The 18,685-nt window shown below is 70.8% G+C and carries 18 protein-coding genes; 9 read left to right on the top strand and 9 right to left on the bottom strand.

What is annotated here, in order from left to right; all coding sequences use genetic code 11:
- Window positions 1-89 precede the first annotated feature (89 nt).
- Window positions 90-512 carry a DNA-binding protein gene (locus tag FHS13_RS09585; protein ID WP_184290589.1) on the bottom strand — a complete coding sequence of 141 codons (423 nt, stop codon included), beginning with the start codon at window positions 510-512 and terminating at the stop codon, window positions 90-92.
- 253 nt (window positions 513-765) lie between these two features.
- Here FHS13_RS09585 and FHS13_RS09580 point away from each other — a divergent pair, with 253 nt between their 5' ends.
- Both FHS13_RS09580 and FHS13_RS09575 read left to right on the top strand, forming a co-directional pair.
- A complete protein-coding gene (locus tag FHS13_RS09580; RefSeq protein ID WP_184290587.1) occupies window positions 766-2,136 on the top strand; it encodes an FAD-linked oxidase C-terminal domain-containing protein in 1,371 nt (456 codons plus the stop codon).
- A 144-nt stretch (window positions 2,137-2,280) separates the two neighbouring features.
- Window positions 2,281-2,826: a type 1 glutamine amidotransferase domain-containing protein gene (locus FHS13_RS09575; RefSeq protein WP_184290585.1), complete on the top strand. Its 546-nt coding sequence runs from the start codon at window positions 2,281-2,283 to the stop codon at window positions 2,824-2,826.
- Between the two features lie 64 nt (window positions 2,827-2,890).
- Here FHS13_RS09575 and FHS13_RS09570 read toward each other — a convergent pair whose 3' ends face one another.
- The 4 genes from FHS13_RS09570 to FHS13_RS09555 all read right to left on the bottom strand — a co-directional run bounded on the left by FHS13_RS09570 (window position 2,891) and on the right by FHS13_RS09555 (window position 6,870).
- Window positions 2,891-3,004 (bottom strand): methionine/alanine import family NSS transporter small subunit, encoded by a 114-nt coding sequence (locus tag FHS13_RS09570; protein ID WP_184290583.1) that lies wholly within the window; start codon window positions 3,002-3,004, stop codon window positions 2,891-2,893.
- Window positions 3,004-4,548: a sodium-dependent transporter gene (locus FHS13_RS09565; RefSeq protein ID WP_184290581.1), complete on the bottom strand. Its 1,545-nt coding sequence runs from the start codon at window positions 4,546-4,548 to the stop codon at window positions 3,004-3,006. Before FHS13_RS09565 ends, FHS13_RS09570 begins: the two co-directional genes overlap by 1 nt.
- A 228-nt stretch (window positions 4,549-4,776) precedes the next feature.
- Window positions 4,777-5,781, bottom strand: a complete 1,005-nt coding sequence (locus FHS13_RS09560) for a DUF2804 domain-containing protein (RefSeq protein WP_184290579.1) — start codon at window positions 5,779-5,781, stop codon at window positions 4,777-4,779.
- A gap of 129 nt (window positions 5,782-5,910) precedes the next feature.
- Window positions 5,911-6,870 carry an EamA family transporter gene (locus FHS13_RS09555; protein WP_184290577.1) on the bottom strand — a complete coding sequence of 320 codons (960 nt, stop codon included), beginning with the start codon at window positions 6,868-6,870 and terminating at the stop codon, window positions 5,911-5,913.
- 363 nt (window positions 6,871-7,233) lie between these two features.
- Here FHS13_RS09555 and gdhA point away from each other — a divergent pair, with 363 nt between their 5' ends.
- The 5 genes from gdhA to FHS13_RS09530 all read left to right on the top strand — a co-directional run bounded on the left by gdhA (window position 7,234) and on the right by FHS13_RS09530 (window position 12,919).
- Window positions 7,234-8,592, top strand: a complete 1,359-nt coding sequence (gene gdhA, locus FHS13_RS09550; RefSeq protein WP_184290575.1) for an NADP-specific glutamate dehydrogenase — start codon at window positions 7,234-7,236, stop codon at window positions 8,590-8,592.
- A 370-nt stretch (window positions 8,593-8,962) separates the two neighbouring features.
- Window positions 8,963-9,553, top strand: a complete 591-nt coding sequence (locus tag FHS13_RS09545; protein ID WP_184290573.1) for a hypothetical protein — start codon at window positions 8,963-8,965, stop codon at window positions 9,551-9,553.
- Window positions 9,554-9,757: 204 nt separating this feature from the next.
- On the top strand, window positions 9,758-10,369 hold the full coding sequence (locus FHS13_RS09540) for a class F sortase (RefSeq protein ID WP_184290571.1): 612 nt from the start codon (window positions 9,758-9,760) through the stop codon (window positions 10,367-10,369).
- Between the two features lie 510 nt (window positions 10,370-10,879).
- Window positions 10,880-12,022 (top strand): acyltransferase family protein, encoded by a 1,143-nt coding sequence (locus FHS13_RS09535; protein ID WP_184290569.1) that lies wholly within the window; start codon window positions 10,880-10,882, stop codon window positions 12,020-12,022.
- A gap of 366 nt (window positions 12,023-12,388) precedes the next feature.
- Entirely contained in the window at window positions 12,389-12,919 is a 531-nt protein-coding gene (locus tag FHS13_RS09530) for a sugar O-acetyltransferase (RefSeq protein ID WP_184290979.1), read from the top strand.
- Window positions 12,920-12,968: 49 nt separating this feature from the next.
- Here the strand turns inward: FHS13_RS09530 and FHS13_RS09525 are convergent, their stop codons facing one another.
- Window positions 12,969-14,867 (bottom strand): ABC transporter ATP-binding protein, encoded by a 1,899-nt coding sequence (locus FHS13_RS09525; protein WP_184290567.1) that lies wholly within the window; start codon window positions 14,865-14,867, stop codon window positions 12,969-12,971.
- Window positions 14,868-15,020: 153 nt separating this feature from the next.
- On the bottom strand, window positions 15,021-15,716 hold the full coding sequence (locus FHS13_RS09520; protein ID WP_184290565.1) for a GAP family protein: 696 nt from the start codon (window positions 15,714-15,716) through the stop codon (window positions 15,021-15,023).
- Between the two features lie 70 nt (window positions 15,717-15,786).
- Here FHS13_RS09520 and FHS13_RS09515 point away from each other — a divergent pair, with 70 nt between their 5' ends.
- Together FHS13_RS09515 and FHS13_RS09510 are read left to right on the top strand one after the other, a co-directional pair.
- Complete coding sequence (locus FHS13_RS09515; protein ID WP_184290564.1) at window positions 15,787-16,419, top strand: TetR family transcriptional regulator; 633 nt, start codon at window positions 15,787-15,789, stop codon at window positions 16,417-16,419.
- A gap of 103 nt (window positions 16,420-16,522) precedes the next feature.
- A complete protein-coding gene (locus FHS13_RS09510) occupies window positions 16,523-17,086 on the top strand; it encodes a GNAT family N-acetyltransferase (RefSeq protein WP_184290562.1) in 564 nt (187 codons plus the stop codon).
- Between the two features lie 4 nt (window positions 17,087-17,090).
- Here FHS13_RS09510 and FHS13_RS09505 read toward each other — a convergent pair whose 3' ends face one another.
- The gene (locus FHS13_RS09505) at window positions 17,091-17,510 is read right to left on the bottom strand and encodes a MarR family winged helix-turn-helix transcriptional regulator (RefSeq protein WP_184290560.1); all 420 of its coding nucleotides are present in this window, start codon (window positions 17,508-17,510) and stop codon (window positions 17,091-17,093) included.
- Between the two features lie 58 nt (window positions 17,511-17,568).
- A complete protein-coding gene (locus tag FHS13_RS09500; protein WP_184290558.1) occupies window positions 17,569-18,384 on the bottom strand; it encodes a class I SAM-dependent methyltransferase in 816 nt (271 codons plus the stop codon).
- Between the last annotated feature and the right edge of the window lie 301 nt (window positions 18,385-18,685).

Genomic DNA, 18,685 nt, shown 5'->3' with positions numbered 1-18,685 from the left:
CCGCTGTGCTTCGGCCGGGTCGCGGCTGGAAAGCGCCGCAGGCGGTCCGGGGCGGGGCCGTGCCCGGAGGCGGGCGCGGCCCCGCGGTCTCAGGGCCGGTCGGTGCGGCGGAGGAGGCGTTCGTGTCGCTGGCGTGCGGCCTGGGCCGAGCCCAGGCCCAGGCCGAAGGCGATGTCCTGCCAGGTCATGCCGCGCCCTTTGGCCATCTGGAGCAGTCCTGCCTCGAGTTGGTCGAACTCGGCCCGGGCCCAGGGGATCAGGGTCAGGGCCGCGGTGAGGTCGTCGGTGTCCACGGGCGGTTCGCCCTCGTGGGGTTGGGCGCTGCCGGCGGCGAGGTCGGCGACGCGGCGCAGGGCGTCCAGGGGCGGCATGGGCATGCCGTGATCGGCCCAGCGGGTGCGGTGGTCACCGTCGGCGTGGCGCCGGGTGATGTGGAGGAGTGCGTCGTGGGTGCGCAGGGTGCGGGCGGTACCCGGGTCGGGGCGGGTGAAGGAGTCGTTGTGCTGGTCCATGCCCCCACCATGCGTATTTGAACAATGTGTTGTCAACCAATTATTTTCAATATAGCGTTTCCAGGCGTTCGGGTTCGGAGGCGGAGGGGCGCAAGTGCTGCCCGGTCCTCCCTGCGGCGGTCGGTCGGCCTTCCTTGCCGAACGTTCGGTCGTTTTCGCAGGGCGGGCCTGTGGTCGGGAGCGGGGGCGCCGCTAGGGTTCTGCCAGCGTCGGCGCATCAGGGCTGCGGCGCAGGTTGCGAGGAGGGCGTCAGGTGGATGTCGCAGAGAGGTTGGCGGCCCGTATCGGTGCACAGCAGGTGTACACCGATACGCACGTCACGTCCGGGTACGCACGCGACCATGCCGAGTGGGCACCCTCGGGGCTGCCGGCCGCGGTGGTGCGGCCTCGCCACACCGAGGACGTGCGCGCGGTGGTGCAGGTGTGCGCCGAGATGGGGGTTCCCCTGGTGGGGCGCGGTGCGGGCACCGGCCTGGCGGGGGCGGCCAACGCCTCCGACGGCTGGGTCGTGGTGTCCTTCGAGCGCATGGACCGGATCTTGTCGGTGGACCCCGTCCAGCAGACCGCCACCGTGCAGCCGGGGGTGGTCAACGGTGATCTGCGCGAGCACGTGGCCGGCCACGGCCTGTGGTATCCGCCCGACCCGTCCTCGGCGCCGTGGTCGACCATCGGCGGCAACGTCGCCACCAACGCCGGTGGCCTGTGCTGTGTCAAGTACGGGGTCACCCGCGACTACGTGCTGGGCATGGAGGCGGTGGTGGGTACCGGTGAGGTGGTGCGTCTGGGGCGTACCACCGCCAAGGGGGTGACCGGTTACGACCTGTGCGGCCTCATGGTGGGTTCGGAGGGCACCCTGGGCCTGGTCACGGAGGTGACGCTGGGACTGCGACCCCTGCGCCGGGGCGGTGAGCACACCGTCGTGGGCTATTTCGACTCCCTGGCCCGGGCGGGGGAGGCGGTGGCCGCGGTGGCCACCGCGGGTATCACGCCTTCGGCGCTGGAGCTGATCGACCGGTTCTGCCTGCAGGCTGTCGACTCCTGGAAGAACATGGGTCTGTCGGCCGAGGGCGAGGTGCTGCTGCTGGCCCGCAGCGACCGGCCCGGCGGCGCCGGGGAGCAGGAGGCCGAGGACATCCTGGAGTGCTTCCGCGCCCAGGGGGCCGTCTACGCGGTGCGCTCCACCGATGCCGAGGAGGCCGAGGCGCTCTTCGCCGCGCGCCGCCTGGCCTATCCGGCGCTGGCGCGCCTGGGGTCGGTCCTGACCGAGGACGTGTGCGTGCCCAAGGCGGCGGTGCCCGAGATGCTGGCGCGGGTGGAGGAGGCCGGTCGGCGCTTCGACACCCCCATCGGCAACATCGCCCATGCCGGGGACGGCAATCTGCATCCCCTGTTCGTGGTCGCGCCCGGGGACGAGGAGGCCCGGGCACGGGCGGAGAAGGCCTTTGCCGTGGTGGTCGAGCAGGCGCTGGAGCTGGGCGGCACCATCACCGGTGAACACGGCGTGGGGTTGCTCAAGAAGGACAGTGCGGCCAAGGAGCTGGGGGCGGAGGTGCTGGGGATGCACCGTGCGGTCAAGGCGGCCCTGGACCCGGCGGGCATCTTCAATCCGGGCAAGGTCTTCTGAGGGAGCCCGCCCGGGGCGGGGGAGCGGGGCGCCTGCGCCAAGGGCCGCTCCCGGGTCGGTCGGGGTGAGGTGGGGCGGGTGTGTGGGTAGGCGGCCACCACGGCACCGCGGGGTGCCGTGGCCGAGAGGACAAGGGGGAAGAGCATGGTCGCTACGCTCACCGGACGGCGGGTCGCGTTCCTGGCTGCGGACGGGGTCGAGCAGGTGGAGCTGGTCAAGCCGTGGGAGGCGCTGCGCGAGGCCGGCGCCGGTACCGAGCTGCTCTCGCTGGAGCAGGGGCGGATCCAGGCGATGAACGGTGACATCGAGCCCGCCGACACCTTCGAGGTGGACCGGTCTGTGGCGCAGGCGTCGGTGGAGGACTACGACGGCCTGGTGATTCCCGGGGGAACCGCGAACCCCGACAATCTGCGCGCGGACGAGGGCGCGGTGCGGTTCGTGCGCGCGTTCGTGGAGTCGGGCAAGCCGGTGGCGTCCATCTGCCACGGGCCGTGGGTGCTGGTGGAGGCCGATGTGGTGCGCGGGCGCACCCTGACCTCTTATGCGAGTATCCGCACGGACCTGCGCAATGCCGGGGGGCAGGTGGTGGACCAGGAGGTGGTCACCGACCGGAATGTGACCACCAGCCGGGGTCCCGATGACCTTCCGGCGTTCTGCGAGCGTGTGATCGAGGAGATCGCGCGTTCCTGACCTCGGGTCAGGAGGACGAAGGGGCGGCGGGCCGTGGCCCGCCGCCCCTTGGCGTGTGTCCTGGTTATTCGGTGTCAGGGGTTTCGGGGTGGCGGTGCAGGTGCAGCATGGCTGCGGCCAGGCCTCCCCAGACCAGGGTGATGGAGACGACGAGCATGATGATCGCGCTCGTGGACATCAGCGCTCTCCTTCCTCGGAAGCCGCGGGAGTCTGTTCGGTGTCGTGGGCGGCCAGGGCGTCGGCGCGCTTCCAGGGCAGGGCCGAGACGGCGATGCCGATGACGAGGGCGCCGATGGCCAGGCCCCATCCGGCCAGGAGGAGGAAGTCGCTGGGGTAGCCGCCGTAGTTCTCGGTCAGTTCGGTGCGCAGGCTGTCCCACATCATGAAGCCGAGCAGGATCGGGGTGATGATGCCCAGCACGACCTTCCACCAGGTGCCCAGGCGGATGGAGGAGACGCTGTTGGCGTGGGCCTGGAAGGCGGGCAGGCGGCGCAGGATCCAGCCGAAGACGATGAGCATGACCAGGGCGGCCAGGGCGATGCCGTACTGGTTGATGAAGCGGTCGAAGACGTCGAGGAAGTGCAGGCCCTGGGGGGTGGGGAAGAGCAGGGTCGAGACCAGGGCGGTGGTGCCGCCCACGATCAGCACGGTGGGGACGCGTCCCAGGCCGGTGCGGTCCTGCACGGCCGAGACGATGACCTCGACGATGCTGATCAGGGAGGTCAGGCCGGCCACGACCAGGGAGGCGAAGAAGAGCACGCCGAAGAGGGCGCTGCCGAAGGGCAGGGTGGAGATGATCTGGGGGAAGGCGATGAAGGCCAGGCCGATGCCGGAGGTGGCGACCTCGTCGACGGCGGTGCCGGCGGTGGTCGCCATGAAGCCCAGGGCGGCGAAGACGCCGATGCCGGCCAGGAGCTCGAAGGAGCTGTTGGCGAAGCCGGCGACCATGGCGGTGCCGGTCAGGTCGCTCTTGCGCTTGAGGTAGGAGGCGTAGGTGACCATGATGGCGAAGCCGATGGACAGGGAGAAGAAGATCTGCCCGTAGGCGGCGACCCAGACGCTGCCCTGGAGCATGGCGCTCCAGTCGGGGCTGAAGAAGGCGTCGAGGCCGGTGGTGGCGCCGTCCAGGGTCAGGGCCTGCACGACCAGGACGAGGAAGAGGACGACCAGCAGGGGAATGAAGACCTTGTTGGCCTTCTCGATGCCGTTGCGCACGCCCAGGGCCAGGATGAGCAGGACGACGGCCCAGACCGCGACGAGCGGCCACAGGACGGCGGGGACGTAGCCCGAGACGGCGCCGGGGGCCTCGCTCATGCTCAGGAAGTCGGCGAAGAAGAAGGTGTTGGGGTCCTCTCCCCAGGCCTGGGTGAGGGAGAAGCCGGTGTAGCGCACGGCCCAAGCGATGATGGCGGCGTAGTAGATGGCGATGACGAAGCAGATCGCCACCTGCCACCAGCCGATGGCCTCGGCGGGGCGGCTGATGCGCCGGTAGGACAGGGGCGCGGAGGACCGGTACTTGTGCCCGATCGAGTACTCGAGGATGAGCAGCGGGATTCCGGCGGTGAGCAGGGCGATGAGGTAGGGCAGCAGGAAGGCGCCGCCACCGTTGTCGTAGGCGACGTAGGGGAATCGCCAGATGTTGCCCAGGCCGACGGCGGATCCGATCGCCGCCATCAGGAAGCCCGCGCGTGTGCCCCACTGCTCGCGCGTCTGTCGGGCCATGTTCAGGTCTCCTCAATCGTCCAGGTGTTCGCGATCCGCACGCTAGCAGTATCTGGTCTTCACGTCATTGTCCTGGGTCTTCTGTTGTGTGTTCTGTTCTGCGCATGCGACCTTTTTGTCATCTGGTGTCCAGGGGTGGGACGTCGGATGACTCGAACCGGCCGGGGTTAGCGGAGCTTGCCCGGCACCGTCAGGTGCCCTTGCCTCCGGTGCCGGGCGGAGGCGGGGTCACCAGCGCATGCGCACGTGTTCGGCGAACCCGGTGAGGCCGTCCACGGTGATCTGCTCGCCGGTGTCGGTGCGGACGGTGCCGGTGTAGTGGCCGAAGCACTGGCTGGTGTCGTTGACGATCACGCCGGTGTCGGTGCGGTCCACCCGCTCGTGGAAGGGCGTGAAGACGAGGTCGACCTGGTCGGAGCCGGGGGTGCGCACCCACCAGGGGGTGAGCGGGTCGGAGCGGTCGTAGACCCACTCCAGTTCCTCGCCGATCTTGTGCAGGCGCCCGTCCACGCACAGGGCGTTCTCGGTCAGGCCGGTGCCCTGCGTCCACTTGCCGCCGAACTGCAGGCCCACCACGTGCCCGTCGGTCTCCCCGGCGGCCGCGCCCCAGTTCCAGGTGGTGTTGTAGGGCCAGCGTCCGCGTCCGTGGTCGAGCACGCCCCAGCCGCCGGAGAAGTCCAGCACGTCGGCACCCAGGCGCACGGTTCCGCGGGCAGGGCGGGCAGTGTGCTTGGAGGTGTACTGGAAGCGCCGTTCGCTCCAGGGGATGACCACGCTCATCGTCTCGTGGTCCTGGGGCAGGTCGACGGTGAGGTCGGCGTGCAGGCGGCCGTGCGGGGTGTCGCAGGAGAAGTCCAGCCGGGTGGAGCCGGGCTCGTCGCGGACCAGGGCGCGCACCGCTCCCACAGCCGCGGTGGGACCGGCGCCGAGGCTGTGGGGCAGGCGTACGCCGTGGCCCAGCGGTCGCAGAACGGTGCGGGAGACCTCGCGGCCCCCGTACTCGAGGAGGTAGACGCCGACCAGCGACAGGTAGTCGATGTCGGCGACGGTGAGTGCGACCAGATGGGTGGGGGTGGACACGCACCAGTACTCCCACTTCTTGCGGCGGCCCCAGCCGGGCATCGCGCAGTGGTGCACAGGGGTGCGCGACCAGCCCACGGCCTCGGGGTTGAGGCGGCCGTCGGGGGTGCACAGGTCGACAGGGGAGGTGATCTCCCGCTCATGAGTGGACATGAGGGGCAGCATAGGCCGCGCCGAAGTCGGTGGATAAGTGCCATGCGGTGCCGGATTCGTACCGTCTTGGCGACGGTTGGCACACAGGACCCGATTCTGCGCGGGGTGGGGAAGCGGCCCGGGGCGGCTTCAGGTGCGGGCGGGGTCGCCGGTCCGCGCCCTCGTGCCGGGCTCGGTGTCCGGAGCGGTGGAGGGAACCGCAGTCTGGGCGATGAACGCGCCGGCCACGATGACGGCCGCACCCAGGGCCTGCAGAGGGGTGAGCACCTCACCCAGCAGGATCCAGGACAGGATGATGGCGGTGACGACCTCCAGATATCCCACACCGCCGGCCACCTGCGGGGAGAGGCGGCGCACCGCGGCCACTCCGGTGGCGTAGGCCAGGGCCGTGCACACCAGCCCCAGCCACAGGGCGATCACCCAGCCGGGCAGGGGCAGTGCACCCAGGTGCAGGTTCTGCGCGAGCATCTCCCAGGGCAGGTCCCAGGGGCGGGCGAGCACGCCCAGCAGCAGCGCGGCGGTCAAGGACCCGAAGGCGATCACCGCCACAGGGCTGGTGTCGGAGCCCATGCGGTCCGAGAGCAGGAAGTAGGCGGCCTGGGTGGCTGCCGCGCCCAGGGCCAGGGCCACACCCACCGGGTCCAGGCCCGTTCCGGTCCATACCTGCAGGAGCAGACCCAGGCCCGCCAGCGCCAGGATGACGCCGACCACCGCGGCGGGGGAGACGCGGGTGCGGCGCACCACGCGCAGCCACAGGAGCACCAGGACGGGTCCCAGGAACTCGATGAGCAGGGCGATGGCGACGGGGATGCGGGTGATGGCGGCGAAGTACAGGGCCTGCACGCCCGCCATGGGGAACACCCCGTAGGCCAGGATCAGCAAAGGCCTGCGCCTCAGGAGACGCCAGTGGGCGAGGGCGACAGGCAGCAGCAGGAGCGCGGCCCCGGCCAGGCGCAGCCAGGTGACGTGCAGAGAGTCCATGCCGGCGTCGAGCAGGGGGCGGGCGAAGACGCCCGAGCCGCCGAAAGCCAGCGCGGAGGCCAGTGCGAAGGCCAGCCCCGAGGGCCGGTGGCGCGGGGAAGCGGACACGTCACTGCTCCAGGCGGTGGGCGAGAGGTGAGATCTTCGACGAGCATAGGGGCCGCCGGCGCCGGGGTGCGGAGGCGGGGTGACCTGGGGCGGGGCAGCGATGCGGAGGAAGGGGAACACGGAGGGGAAGGGGGTGCGGCGCCGGCGTGCGGCCACAAGCTGGGGTGATGGTGCGGCCTTGGCACGGGGTATGCCTACAGGGGCGAATATTTATGTTCACATCGAGGTAATACACTGCTGGCACAGCCACGACCTGACGGCATGCGCGCAGCCTCGGGTCAGCCATCATGCGCTTCTTCTGAGGTTCCCGACACAACGGCGTGTGGGGTGCCCGTTCCAACGTGTCGAAAGGAACGACCACCCATGCCTTTGTCTGCCGATGTCCACCACCCCGGAGTACGCTCCGCCTTCGAGCACGTGGTGCGCCGCAACCCGGACGAGCCCGAGTTCCAGCAGGCGGTGCTGGAGGTCCTGGACACACTCTCCCCGGCGCTGGTCAAGCACCCCGAGTACGACGAGCAGAGAATCCTGGAGCGGGTGTGCGAGCCCGAGCGCCAGATCATCTTCCGGGTGCCCTGGCGCGACGACCAGGGCCGCGTCCATGTCAACCGCGGTTTCCGCGTCGAGTTCAACGGCGCCCTGGGCCCCTACAAGGGGGGGTTGCGCTTCCACCCCAGTGTGAATCTGGGCGTGATCAAGTTCCTGGGGTTCGAGCAGATCTTCAAGAACGCCCTGACCGGTATGAACATCGGCGGCGGCAAGGGCGGCAGCGACTTCGACCCCAAGGGCCGCTCCGACACCGAGATCGAGCGCTTCTGCCAGTCGTTCATGACCGAGCTGCACCGCCACCTGGGTGAGCACACGGACGTCCCGGCCGGTGACATCGGTGTGGGCGCCCGCGAGATCGGCTACATGTTCGGCCAGTACCGGCGCCTGACCAACCGCTGGGAGGCCGGTGTGCTCACCGGCAAGGGCCTGGAGTGGGGCGGTTCCCTGGTACGCACCGAGGCCACCGGCTACGGACTGGTCATGTTCACCCGGCGCATGCTCGAGAACGTCGGCAAGGACCTGGACGGCAAACGCGTGGTCGTGTCGGGTTCGGGCAACGTGGCGATCTATGCGGTGGAGAAGGCCCAGCAGCTGGGCGCCACCGTGGTGGCCTGCTCGGACTCGGGCGGTTACATCGTGGACGAGGCCGGCCTGGACGTGGCCCTGCTCAAGCAGGTCAAGGAGGTGGAGCGGGCCCGTATCAGCACCTACGCCGAGCAGCGGCCCTCGGCCCGCTTCGTGCCGGGCGGTGACGTGTGGGAGGTGCCGTGCGAGATCGCGCTGCCCTGTGCCACGCAGAACGAGTTGGACGCCGATGCGGCGAGCCGGCTGGTGCGCAACGGTGTGATCGCGGTGGCCGAGGGCGCCAACATGCCCACCACGCCCAAGGCGGTCAAGGTGCTGCGCGAAGCCGGCGTGCTGTTCGCACCGGGCAAGGCCGCCAACGCGGGCGGGGTGGCCACCAGCGGCCTGGAGATGCAGCAGAACTCTCTGCGCACCTCGTGGACGTTCGAGCAGACCGAGGCCGCTCTGGCCGGGGTGATGGCCGACATCCACGACCGCTGCCGGGACGCGGCCGAGCGCTACGACGCTCCGGGTGACTACGTGCTGGGCGCCAACGTGGCCGGTTTCGAGCGGGTGGCGGGCGCGATGCTGGCCCAGGGTCTCATCTAGGCCCTGTTGTAGCGCGTCGTTGCAGAGCGTCCGAAGAACACGGTCCGGACGTACGAGCATGAAGGGGAGGCCCCTGCGGGCCTCCCTTTTTTGCCGTTCCATGTCCGGCCCGTCTTTTGTGGGCGGAGCAGGTGGTCTTGATCCTTCTGTTGCCTCGCCGGGGGAGCGTTCGGGCTTCCCTTTCTTCGCGGGAAAAGGTTGTTCCTTGCGGTGTCCATGGTTGGCGGACGCGGGGTTGGCCCTCCACCTTGTCGGGAATGTGGGTTTCGCGTTATTCGCGGGATTTTGTCCCTTCGGATGATGTTTTCTGGGGATCTGGTGCGCGGTTGCGTACAGCGGCAGGTCCCGGTCGCAATCATGTGGAGGAAGCATGGTCGAGATCCGTACGGCGACAGCCACCGCCGCGGCCGTGGGCCTGGGCTCCGCCCTGGCTCTGGGAGCGGCCTCCCCGGCCCTGGCCGAGGACCCGGTTCCGCCGCCCCCGCCGGACGTGGACTGCTCGGAGATCTCCGAGCGCGACTTCGAGGTCAGCGAGGGCGATCCGCACAACTTCGACGCCGACGGCGACGGGATCGGCTGTGAGGAGTACGACGAGGACGATCTGGACTGCCCCGACATCTCGGACCGCAACTTCGAGGTGGAGGCGGGCGACCCGAACAACTTCGACGCCGACGGCGACGGAATCGGCTGCGAGGAGTACGACGACTTCACCCCGGCAGGGGAGGAGGGCGACGCTTCCTCCGACAACGGCGACACCGACACGGAGGACGGCACGACCTCGGGCGACGACGAGCCCCAGGAGCAGAACGGGGATCCCGTCCCGGTCGGCGGTGTCGACACCGGTGGCGGCGCGACCGCCGGCGAGGCGCTGAGCGCCTGGCTCGTGGGCGGGGCGGGCGCCTTCGCCGCGGCCGCCGCGGGCGGGTTCGTCATCAGCCGAAGGCTGGGGCGGGAGAACTAGAGCGTGTCCCGGATGCCGTCCGCCGCGAGCAGGTCACCGGTGCGTTCTGGGCAGAACCGGAGAAGAAATGCCCCCGCTGTGCCGGTGGCGCGAGGCCGGCACCGTCGTACAGCGGGGGCCCCGGGGGGTTCCCCGCCGAGCGTTGGGAACACGGCGAGGGGACTGCCGGGCCGCCGCGGCAGCGGTGCGGCCGCGGCGGCCGCCATGGTGTGCGCGTTCACCGCCGTCCTCCTGCTGGGGCTGGCGCTGGCCGGGCCGGAGGGGAGGCAGCGGCTGCTCACGCCCGAGCGCACACCTGTCCCGGTCTCCTCCGCGGTTTCGGAGGTCGCGCCGGAAGACGGACGTTTCCCGGGCCTGGCCCCGGTGGCCCTGTCCGCCGAGGCGATCGGGCTGCACTCCTCCCACGTAGTGGAACTGGGGCTGACCGACCAGAAGCGCCTGGAGGCCCCCGAGCCGTGGGAAGCGGTGGGATGGTACGCGCTGGGCGAGGCCCCGGGCGAGACAGGAGCGGCCGTCCTGGCCGGGCACCTGGACTCGGACACGGGGCCGGCGGTCTTCCACCGTCTGAAGCAGCTGGAGGTCGGTGACACGGTCTCGGTGGCGCGCGCCGACGGAGCGGTGGCGCACTTCGCCGTCTACGCGGTGGAGCAGTACGCCAAGGAGGAATTCCCCACGCACAGGGTCTACGGTGACACACAGGAGCCGGAACTGCGGTTGATCACCTGCGGCGGGGACTTCGACGACGTCGGGCACAGTTACGAGGACAACGTGGTCGTCTATGCGCGCATTACCGAAGCCCCCGGTAATTCGGGGTAGAAGAGTTCGGATGCGGCGCCGCGCCCGGAAAGCGGTCGAGGCATGCGCGAAGACGGCTTCGAAGGTGTTCGGAAAGGGAAGCCGCAGACAAAGGATCCTTTCCCAGAAAAGCGTCCCCACATCGCACAGGCCCGTGCTCGACGCGCTCCTCTCCTTCCGGGGAGAACAGGCCCCGGTGACGGGGCAAGCATCGAACCGGGGTTCCGGTCGCCTCTCCATCACCTGACGGGAAGGTGACTGCCGTGAACGGCACGCGCACACACCGGGGCCGGAAAAGGCGCTCATGCCCCCACCGCGCACCCTGAGCGGGCACACCCCCTGCGAGCAGGCACCGCTTCTGTCCGGGGCCGCTCCACCAGGGTGCTGCCCCCGGTAAGGGGGCCGGGACCCGCAGGGGTGGAACCAGGGACATTCCCCATGGCTGTGCGGAACCGGAACGCCGATGCTGGGAGAGCAGTCCCCCCTTTCCCCTGTGCCCGAGGCTCGGGCCCGCCCCCCTTGCGAGAGAAGATGCCGCAGCAGAGACCGTCCGACGACTCTCCCGGAACCGCCCCTCCTCCCCGACGCCGGCTGCACTACGTGGACAACCTGCGCGTGGCACTGACCGTCCTGGTGGTGCTGCACCACGCGGCGGTGACCTACAGCCACATCCCGGTCTGGTACTACCTGGAGACGCCCCAGGACGCCTCCGCGGGATTGCTGGACGTGTTCGTCATCCTCAACCAGACCTACTTCATGGGTCTGTTCTTCCTGCTCGCGGGCTTCTTCGTGCCCGCCTCGGCCGACCGGCGCGGTGTCGCGGGCCATGTCCGCGAGCGCCTGGTGCGGCTCGGTGTCCCGTTCCTGCTGTTCGTGGTACTGCTGCGGCCGCTGCTGGTACTTCCCGGCCACGAGGAGGGACCGCTGTGGCTGTACCTGGTGCTCTCCTACGACCCCGGACCGATGTGGTTCGTGGAGGTGCTGCTGCTGTTCACCCTGGTCCATGCGGCGGTGCGCGCCGTGCGTGGGCGCCGCCGGGCCCCCGCTGCGGTGGAACGGCCCGCCGACGGCGAGCCGCTGCGGTGGCTGTGGCCCGTGGTGGCCTTCACCGTCGCGCTGGGTGTGGTGACCTTCCTGTGGCGGTGGGCCTTCCCCGCCCCGTACTGGCCGGTGGTGGGCCTGCCCAGTCCTGGTTACGTGCCTCAGTACGCGGCCTTGTTCGCGGTGGGTGCGGTGGCCTTCCGCCGCAACTGGGCGGCGCGCCTGCCCGGCAGTGCGGGCTGGTACGGGATGGCGACGGCCCTGGCGGCGCTGGCGGGCTACGGCTCGCTGCTGGTGCTGACCGGCGGGCAGATGGCCGATCCGGGGTCGGTCGCGGTGATGGCCGCGATCGTCCTGGAGATGTTCCTGGCGGTGGGCGCCGTTCTGGCGCTGGTGGTGTTCTTCCGCCGCTTCGTCGACGGCGGCGGGCCCCTGGCGCGGTTCCTGTCCGACAACGCCTTCGCCGTCTACGTGCTGCACCCGCTGGTGCTGGTCGCCGGAGGGCTGGCCCTGGCAGGGTGGGAAGCTCCGGCGGTGGCCAAGTTCGCGGTGCTGGGTGTGCTGGCCGTGCCCTGCTGCTGGGCGCTGGCGTGGGCGGTGCGTGCGCTTCCCGCGGTCCGGCGTGTCCTGTGAGCGGCCGCGTCCCCGGCTTCGGGGGCCGGGGGCGCGGCTCCCGGTGGAGGCCTGCCCTGCAGGGGGGTGCGTTCGTCTCCGGCGCACGTGCCGGGGTGCGTCCGCCGCTGCGTCGACGAAGATCCAGGGCCTGTTGTGTGGATGCTCTCGCCGTATCGGCGGAGCCGATCCTCCGGCGAACGGTCGGCCAGGTGTTCCCTTGCGAGGCGGGGAGCGCAGCTCGGCCCGGTGGGCTTGGCAAGCTCTCCGACGCGGCAAGGGGGCGCCTGGCGGCCGTACAGCCCGAGATGATCCGGAAAACAGGGTCTAGGGTCGGGGTGGATTCGCGGACGGAAAGGGGCCCCTGTGGCCAGTCAGAAGGAACGCATGCTCGCCGGTGAGCTCTACCTCGCCGACGACCCCGAGCTCCAGGCCGAGCTCGTGCACGCATCCAAGCTCACGGCGCGGTTCAACGCCTTGGACGTGGACGATGACGCCCGCCAAGAGGTACTGGCCCAGCTGGTGGGCGAGCTGGGGGAGGACGCCTGGATCCGCTCGCCGCTGCAGGTGGACTACGGCTACAACATCTCGGTGGGGGCGCGCACGTTCGTCAACTGCGGCGCGGTGATGCTGGACGTGGCGCCCATCCGTATCGGCGCCGACGTCCAGATCGGCCCCAATGTGCAGTTGCTGACGCCCACGCATCCCCTTGACCCGGACAAGCGGCGCCAGAAGTGGGAGGCGGCCGAGCCCGTCACGATCGGCGACAACGTGTGGTTGGGCGGCGGTGTCATCGTCTGCCCCGGGGTGAGCATCGGTGAGAACACGGTGGTGGGCGCGGGTGCGGTGGTGACCCGGGACCTGCCCGCGAACGTGGTGGCGGTGGGCAACCCGGCGCGTGTGATCCGCGAGCTGTGAGCAGGGGCCGTCCCCCGGTGTGGCGCCACCGGGGGACGGGGCTTTTCCGTCAGGCGGTGCCGGCGTGGTCGGGTTCGCAGACGGGCAGGTCGGGGGCGAACTGGGTGCGGTACAGCCGGGCGTAGCGGCCGCCTCGTTCCAGCAGTTCGGTGTGGGTTCCGCGTTCGAGGATCCGGCCCTGTTCGAGGACGAGGATGGTGTCGGCGTCGCGCACGGTGGACAGGCGGTGGGCGATGACCAGGGCGGTGCGTCCGGACAGGGCCTCGGCGAGGGCTTCCTGGACGGCCGCCTCGGAGGTGGAGTCCAGGGCGGAGGTGGCCTCGTCGAGGACGACCACCTCGGGGTCGGCCAGGAGCAGGCGGGCGATGGTCAGGCGTTGGCGTTCGCCTCCGGAGAAGCGGTGGCCGCGATCGCCCACGACGGTGTCCAGGCCTTGGGGCAGGGAGGCGACCAGGTCGGCCAGGCGGGCGCGGCGCAGGGCGTCCCAGATCTGTTCGTCGGTGGCCTCGGGGGCGGGCAGGGTGAGGTTGGCGCGGATGGTGTCGTGGAAGAGGTGCCCGTCCTGGGTGACCGTGCCGACGGTGCTGCGCAGGGCCTGGAAGCTCAGGTCGCGCACGTCGGTGCCGCCCAGGCGCACGGCTCCGGCGTCGGTGTCGTACAGGCGTGAGACGAGTTGGGCGACGGTGGACTTGCCGGCTCCCGAGGAGCCGACCAGGGCGAAGGTCTGGCCGGGCTCGATGCGGAAGTCCACCTGGTGCAGGACCTGCCGGTGCTGCGAGGTGTCCAGGACGGCGACCTCTTCCAGGGATGCCAGGGACACCTGCTCGGCTCCGGGGTAGGTGAAGTCGACCCGGTCGAACTCCAGGGACACGGGCCGTCCGGGGGCGGGGCGGGCGTCGGGCTTTTCGACGACCAGGGGGCGCAGGTCCAGGATCTCGAAGACCCTGTCGAAGCTGACCAGGGCGCTCATGACTTCCACACGGGCTCCGGCCAGTGCGGTCAGGGGCGCGTACAGGCGGGTCAGGAGCATGCCCATGGACACGACGGTTCCGGCGTCCAGGTGTCCGGCCAGGGCCTGGAGGCCGCCCAGGCCGTAGACCAGGGCCAGGGCGAGTGCGGAGACCAGGGTCAGGGCGGTGAAGAAGAACTCCTGGAGCATGGCGGTGCGGATGCCGATGTCGCGGACGCGTCCGGCGCGGCGGGCGAATTCGGCGGACTCCGCGGCGGGGTCGCCGAAGAGCTTGACGAGGGTGGCGCCGGGAGCGGAGAAGCGTTCGGCCATCTGCGTGCTCATGGCGGAGTTGTGCAGGGCGCGTTCGCGTTCGATGCGGGCCAGGCGGGTGCCCGTGCGGCGGGCAGGGTGGACGAACACGGGCAGCAGTGCGAGCGCGCACAGGGTGATCTGCCAGGAGAGGGTGAGCATGGCGCCCAGGGCCAGGACCAGGGTGACGGTGTTGGCGACCACGCCGGACAGGACCTGGCTGAAGGCGCGCTGGGCTCCGATGACGTCGTTGTTGAGGCGGCTGACGAGGGCGCCGGTGCGGGTACGGGTGAAGAAGGCGACCGGCATGCGCTGGACGTGGTCGTAGACGGCGGTGCGCAGCTGCAGGATGAGGTTCTCGCCGAGGCCGGCCGAGAGACGGCGCACGATCAGGCCCAGGGCGGCTTCGGCGATGGCGACGGCGGCGATGGCGGCAGCCAGGGTGAGGACGCGTGCGGAGCCGTCTCCGGAGACGACGGCGTCGACGGTGCGGCCGGCCAGCAGGGGCGCGGCCACGGCCAGGGCGGCAGTGAACACGCTCAGGGCGAGGAACCAGGCCAGGTGGCGCCGGTGGGGGCGGGCGAAGGCGGCGATTCTGCGCAGCAGGGGCAGTGAGAAGGGGCGTTGGTCCTCGTGGGCGTGTGTGGCGTGGTAGAGCGCGTTCCACGCGGTCATCTCCATGCTCATGGGCGGCCGCCGTCCGTTCGGTGTCGGTGTACCCCGACGGTAGAACCTCAATGAATGTTGAGGTCAATGTCCGGTCGCTGCCGGACGGGAAAGGATGTCGCGGCCGTGTCCGGAGACTGTGCGGGTCGGGTGGCGGTGCCGGAGCGGGGGACGTCAGAGGCCGCCGGACAGGTTGATCGTGATCTCGCTCAGGTCGGCGGTCGACAGCCCGTGGCGCAGCAGGAGGAAGCCGGCGATGCCCACGATCCAGGCCGCCGCCTCGCGTGAGCCGGATTCGGCCTTGGCGCGCCAGTGCTCCAGACGGGGGCGCAGCCGCTGCCCGAGGGTGCGGTGGAGCAGGTGGAGCACGATCGCCGGGAGCACCATGGCCAGGTTGTAGGCGGCCAGGATCGGCAGCCAGGCGGCAGCCGGCAGCTGCGCGGTGGTCATGAGGGCGATCGCGCCGAAGTAGGGCAGGGCGGTGCCGGCCTCCAGCACACCGGTGGCCAGGCCCAGGGCGATCATCGCCGGAGTGCGCAGGGCCGGGGGAGTGCGCCGGGGAGCGGCCCTGGTGGGGGCGAACAGGGCCCAGATCAGCATGAGTGCGCCCAGGGCGGCCATGGCCCAGCCCGCGGGGCGGCTGGAGACCAGGCCGGAGAGCGGCTCCAGCACCAGGCCCAGGCCCAGGACGAGCGCGCATCCCAGGGCGAAGTAGAAGGCGGCGACGGTGGCCAGGTAGGCCAGCAGGGGGCGGGCGGTCGAGCGGGCCCCGCTGAGCAGCACGTAGAGCGTGGTGGCGATGACGGCGGGGCTGAGCATGTCGAGCAGGGCGAGGCCGGCGACGGACAGCAGGAGGCCCGAGGAGGGCACGGCGGTACCTCCGTTCTATTTAGCACGGCTGTGTCAAATCAAAATAACACGGCCGTGCTATAAAAAGGGAGTGCCCAAGATCGTCGACCACGAGCAGCGCCGCCGCGAGCTGGCCGAGGCCCTGTGGAGGGTCATCGCCGCCTCCGGCCCCGCGGCCGTGTCCATCCGCTCGGTGGCGGCCGAGGCCGGCTGGTCCCCCGGAGCCCTGCGCCACTACTTCCGCACCCGCGAGGACCTGCTGGTGTTCGCGACGGAGCTGTCGGAGCGGCGCGCCACCGAACGCATCGTCGGGCTGGACCGGGAGCTGACCGGCGACATGCCCCTGCTGGAGCGGGCGGCCCGGTACGCCGAGCAGCTGCTGCCCCTGGACGCGACCCGGCGGGCCGAGTTCCGGGCCTGGGAGTCGGCCGGGATCCTGGGGGAACTGGACCGCGGCCGGGACCGGCGCTGGAACCTGCAGCGCCTGCTCTACCGGAACCTGATCGCGGCCCTGGCGGGCCAGGAGGCCGGCGCCGACCCCGACACGCCCCACCCCGACGCGTGGGTGGAGGAATGGGCCGCCCACCTGCACAGCGTCGTGGACGGGCTCGCACTGCAGCTGATGGTCACCCCCGGGGCCACCGACGCCGACGACGTGCGGCGCAGGCTCCGGGCCTTTTTGGCCAGGGCGGCCGAGGCACACGAGTACCGCACAGGCCGCTGAACAGCCGCTTTCCCTCTCTTCGGGACGGGGCGCCGTGTCCTCTTCCTCTGGTGGTGACCGATACTGGTTTCACCCCAATCGCAGGATTCACAGGGAGGTACCCGTGACCACCAACCAGAGCGCCGCCCCGCCGCGTGATCCCGGGCTCTCCTACCGCCTTGCCGACCCCGAGGACGTCCCGGCCCTGGTGGAACTGGTCAACTCCTGCTACCGCGGTGAGGGTTCCAAGCAGGGCTGGACCACCGAGGCCGACCTGCTGGGAGGCCGGCGCGTGGACGAGGACTCCCTCGCACGCCTGCTGGAGCGCACCGACACGATCGTCCTGATCGCCGAGGACGAAGAGGGCATCGTGGCCTGCTGCGAACTCCAGCACGAGGCCGACAGCGCCTACTTCGGCATGTTCTCCGTGCGCCCCGCCGTCCAGGGCGGCGGCCTGGGCAAGAAGGTGCTGGCCCGGGCCGAACACACGGCCGCCCGGGAATGGGGGTGCCGCCTGATGCGGATGAAGGTGCTCGCCCAGCGCCCCGAGCTGATCGCCTGGTACGAGAGGCGCGGCTACACGAGCACCGGCCGCACCGAGCCCTTCCCCTACGGCGACAAGTCCTTCGGCCTGCCCAAGCGAGAGGACCTGGCCTTCGTCGAACTCACCCGGGACCTGACCGCCTGACAGGTCAGGGCACCTGCGGGCCGGGCTCCAAGTTGGCCGCCATCCTCTCCAGGACGTCGACGGTCGCCCGGTACTCCTCGGGGCTGATGCCGCGCGAGACGCGCTCGCGGGCCCGGCCGACCTTCTCCGACAGGGCCTGGTGCGCCTCCCTGCCGGCCGGGGTCAGCTCCAGGGCGACCAGGCCCTGGACCCAGCCCCGGCGCCGCAGCTCCTCCAAGGCGGGCGCGGCGGTGAGCTCGCCCTCGTCCATGAAGGGGGCGAGCCTGCGGTCCAGGTCGGCGATCGTCCCGGGTTGGGTGTACAGGGAGTTGAGCACCTGCCAGTGGCGGCGTCCCAGCGACTCGCCGGCCAGGACCTGGTCGAAGTCGTTCTCGATGAGCCGGTCCAGGTGCTTGAGCCAGTACCCGATCGGCAGGTCGGACATGGTTCCTCCAGAAGTCCCGCACGGCCCCACCCACGATAGGTGCCCCGCCCGCTCCGTGTCAGTCACCCGCTCCGGCCGGGACCCGGCACAGGATCGCGCCTCGGGGGATGGCGAACACCCCGTCCTCCCGGCGGCTCCAGGCCTGCCAGCCGCGGGAGATCTCCTCCAGCTCCTCGCGCGTGGCCAGTCCTCGGGCCAGGGCCTGGCGGCCCAGGTCGGACTCCAGGATGCGGCGCGCCCACATCGACCCCCACCAGGTGCGCTGCTCGGGGTCGGAGTGGCTCCAGACCTCGGCGGTGTAGGTGATGTCGGTGAAGCCGGCGGCGCGCGCCCAGGCGACCATGCGCCGGCCGGCGTCGGGCTCGCCGCCGTTGGCGCGGGCCAGTCGCTGGTACAGGTCCATCCACGCCTCCAGTTCGGGCAGGTGCGGGTACCAGTACATCGCCGAGTAGTCGCTGTCGCAGGCGGCCACGACCCCGCCGGGGGCGCACAGCCTGCGCATCCGGGCCAGGGCCTCGACGGGGTCGGCGACGTACTGCAGCACCTGGTGGGCGTGCACGACGTCGAAGGCGCCGTCGGGCAGGTCGGGGGCGCAGACGTCGCCGACCACGAAGTCGATGTTGTCGACCCCCGCCTCCCGCGCGCTCGCCCGGGCCAGGTCGATCGCCTCGGCGGAGGCGTCCAGCGCGGTGACCCGTCCGGGGGCCACACGCCTGGCCAGGTCGACGGTGATGGTGCCGGGCCCGCAGCCCACGTCCAGCAGCCTCCGCCCGGGGGTGATCTCGGCCAGGGCGTAGGCGGCGGAGTTCTCCGCGTTGCGCCACCGGTAGGAGTCAGTGACCGAGGAATGCTGTCCGTGGGGGTAGTGCGCCATGAAGAGCCCTTTCCGCAAAGAGGAGCCGCGGGTCCGCAGCGTCCCCCGACATTACACCCATCGTCTCTGAAGTTGAGATTCGAGTATCAGAATATGGGAAACCACTGGTGGGGGCGCCGACTCGAACGTGGATCAGGGGCAGGTAGGCGAAGTCCGCCACCTTGCGCCGACCGCCGATGCGGGCGGTCCGGTGGCGATCGGCCCTGGCACGCATCTCGTCCGCACCGGGAAAGCCGGGGTTGTCCGGCAGCCGCTCCTCCCGCCCCTGGGCGTGGTGGGACCCGGAGTCGTCCCCTTTCTC

It is taken from the genome of Nocardiopsis algeriensis, assembly GCF_014203695.1.
Lineage (GTDB): Bacteria > Actinomycetota > Actinomycetes > Streptosporangiales > Streptosporangiaceae > Nocardiopsis > Nocardiopsis algeriensis.
The sequence above is the reverse complement of the archived record's forward strand: the minus strand, read 5'-3'. Positions and strand labels throughout refer to the sequence as shown.

What these genes read in the sequence shown, in the direction of transcription:
- FHS13_RS09585 (WP_184290589.1), bottom strand. Translation starts at nt 512, where the DNA reads ATGGACCAGCACAACGACTCCTTCACCCGCCCCGACCCGGGTACCGCC.
- FHS13_RS09575 (WP_184290585.1), top strand. Translation starts at nt 2,281, where the DNA reads ATGGTCGCTACGCTCACCGGACGGCGGGTCGCGTTCCTGGCTGCGGAC.
- FHS13_RS09570 (WP_184290583.1), bottom strand. Translation starts at nt 3,004, where the DNA reads ATGTCCACGAGCGCGATCATCATGCTCGTCGTCTCCATCACCCTGGTC.
- FHS13_RS09565 (WP_184290581.1), bottom strand. Translation starts at nt 4,548, where the DNA reads ATGGCCCGACAGACGCGCGAGCAGTGGGGCACACGCGCGGGCTTCCTG.
- FHS13_RS09560 (WP_184290579.1), bottom strand. Translation starts at nt 5,781, where the DNA reads ATGTCCACTCATGAGCGGGAGATCACCTCCCCTGTCGACCTGTGCACC.
- gdhA (WP_184290575.1), top strand. Translation starts at nt 7,234, where the DNA reads ATGCCTTTGTCTGCCGATGTCCACCACCCCGGAGTACGCTCCGCCTTC.
- FHS13_RS09545 (WP_184290573.1), top strand. Translation starts at nt 8,963, where the DNA reads ATGGTCGAGATCCGTACGGCGACAGCCACCGCCGCGGCCGTGGGCCTG.
- FHS13_RS09540 (WP_184290571.1), top strand. Translation starts at nt 9,758, where the DNA reads ATGGTGTGCGCGTTCACCGCCGTCCTCCTGCTGGGGCTGGCGCTGGCC.
- FHS13_RS09535 (WP_184290569.1), top strand. Translation starts at nt 10,880, where the DNA reads ATGCCGCAGCAGAGACCGTCCGACGACTCTCCCGGAACCGCCCCTCCT.
- FHS13_RS09530 (WP_184290979.1), top strand. Translation starts at nt 12,389, where the DNA reads ATGCTCGCCGGTGAGCTCTACCTCGCCGACGACCCCGAGCTCCAGGCC.
- FHS13_RS09525 (WP_184290567.1), bottom strand. Translation starts at nt 14,867, where the DNA reads ATGAGCATGGAGATGACCGCGTGGAACGCGCTCTACCACGCCACACAC.
- FHS13_RS09505 (WP_184290560.1), bottom strand. Translation starts at nt 17,510, where the DNA reads ATGTCCGACCTGCCGATCGGGTACTGGCTCAAGCACCTGGACCGGCTC.
- FHS13_RS09500 (WP_184290558.1), bottom strand. Translation starts at nt 18,384, where the DNA reads ATGGCGCACTACCCCCACGGACAGCATTCCTCGGTCACTGACTCCTAC.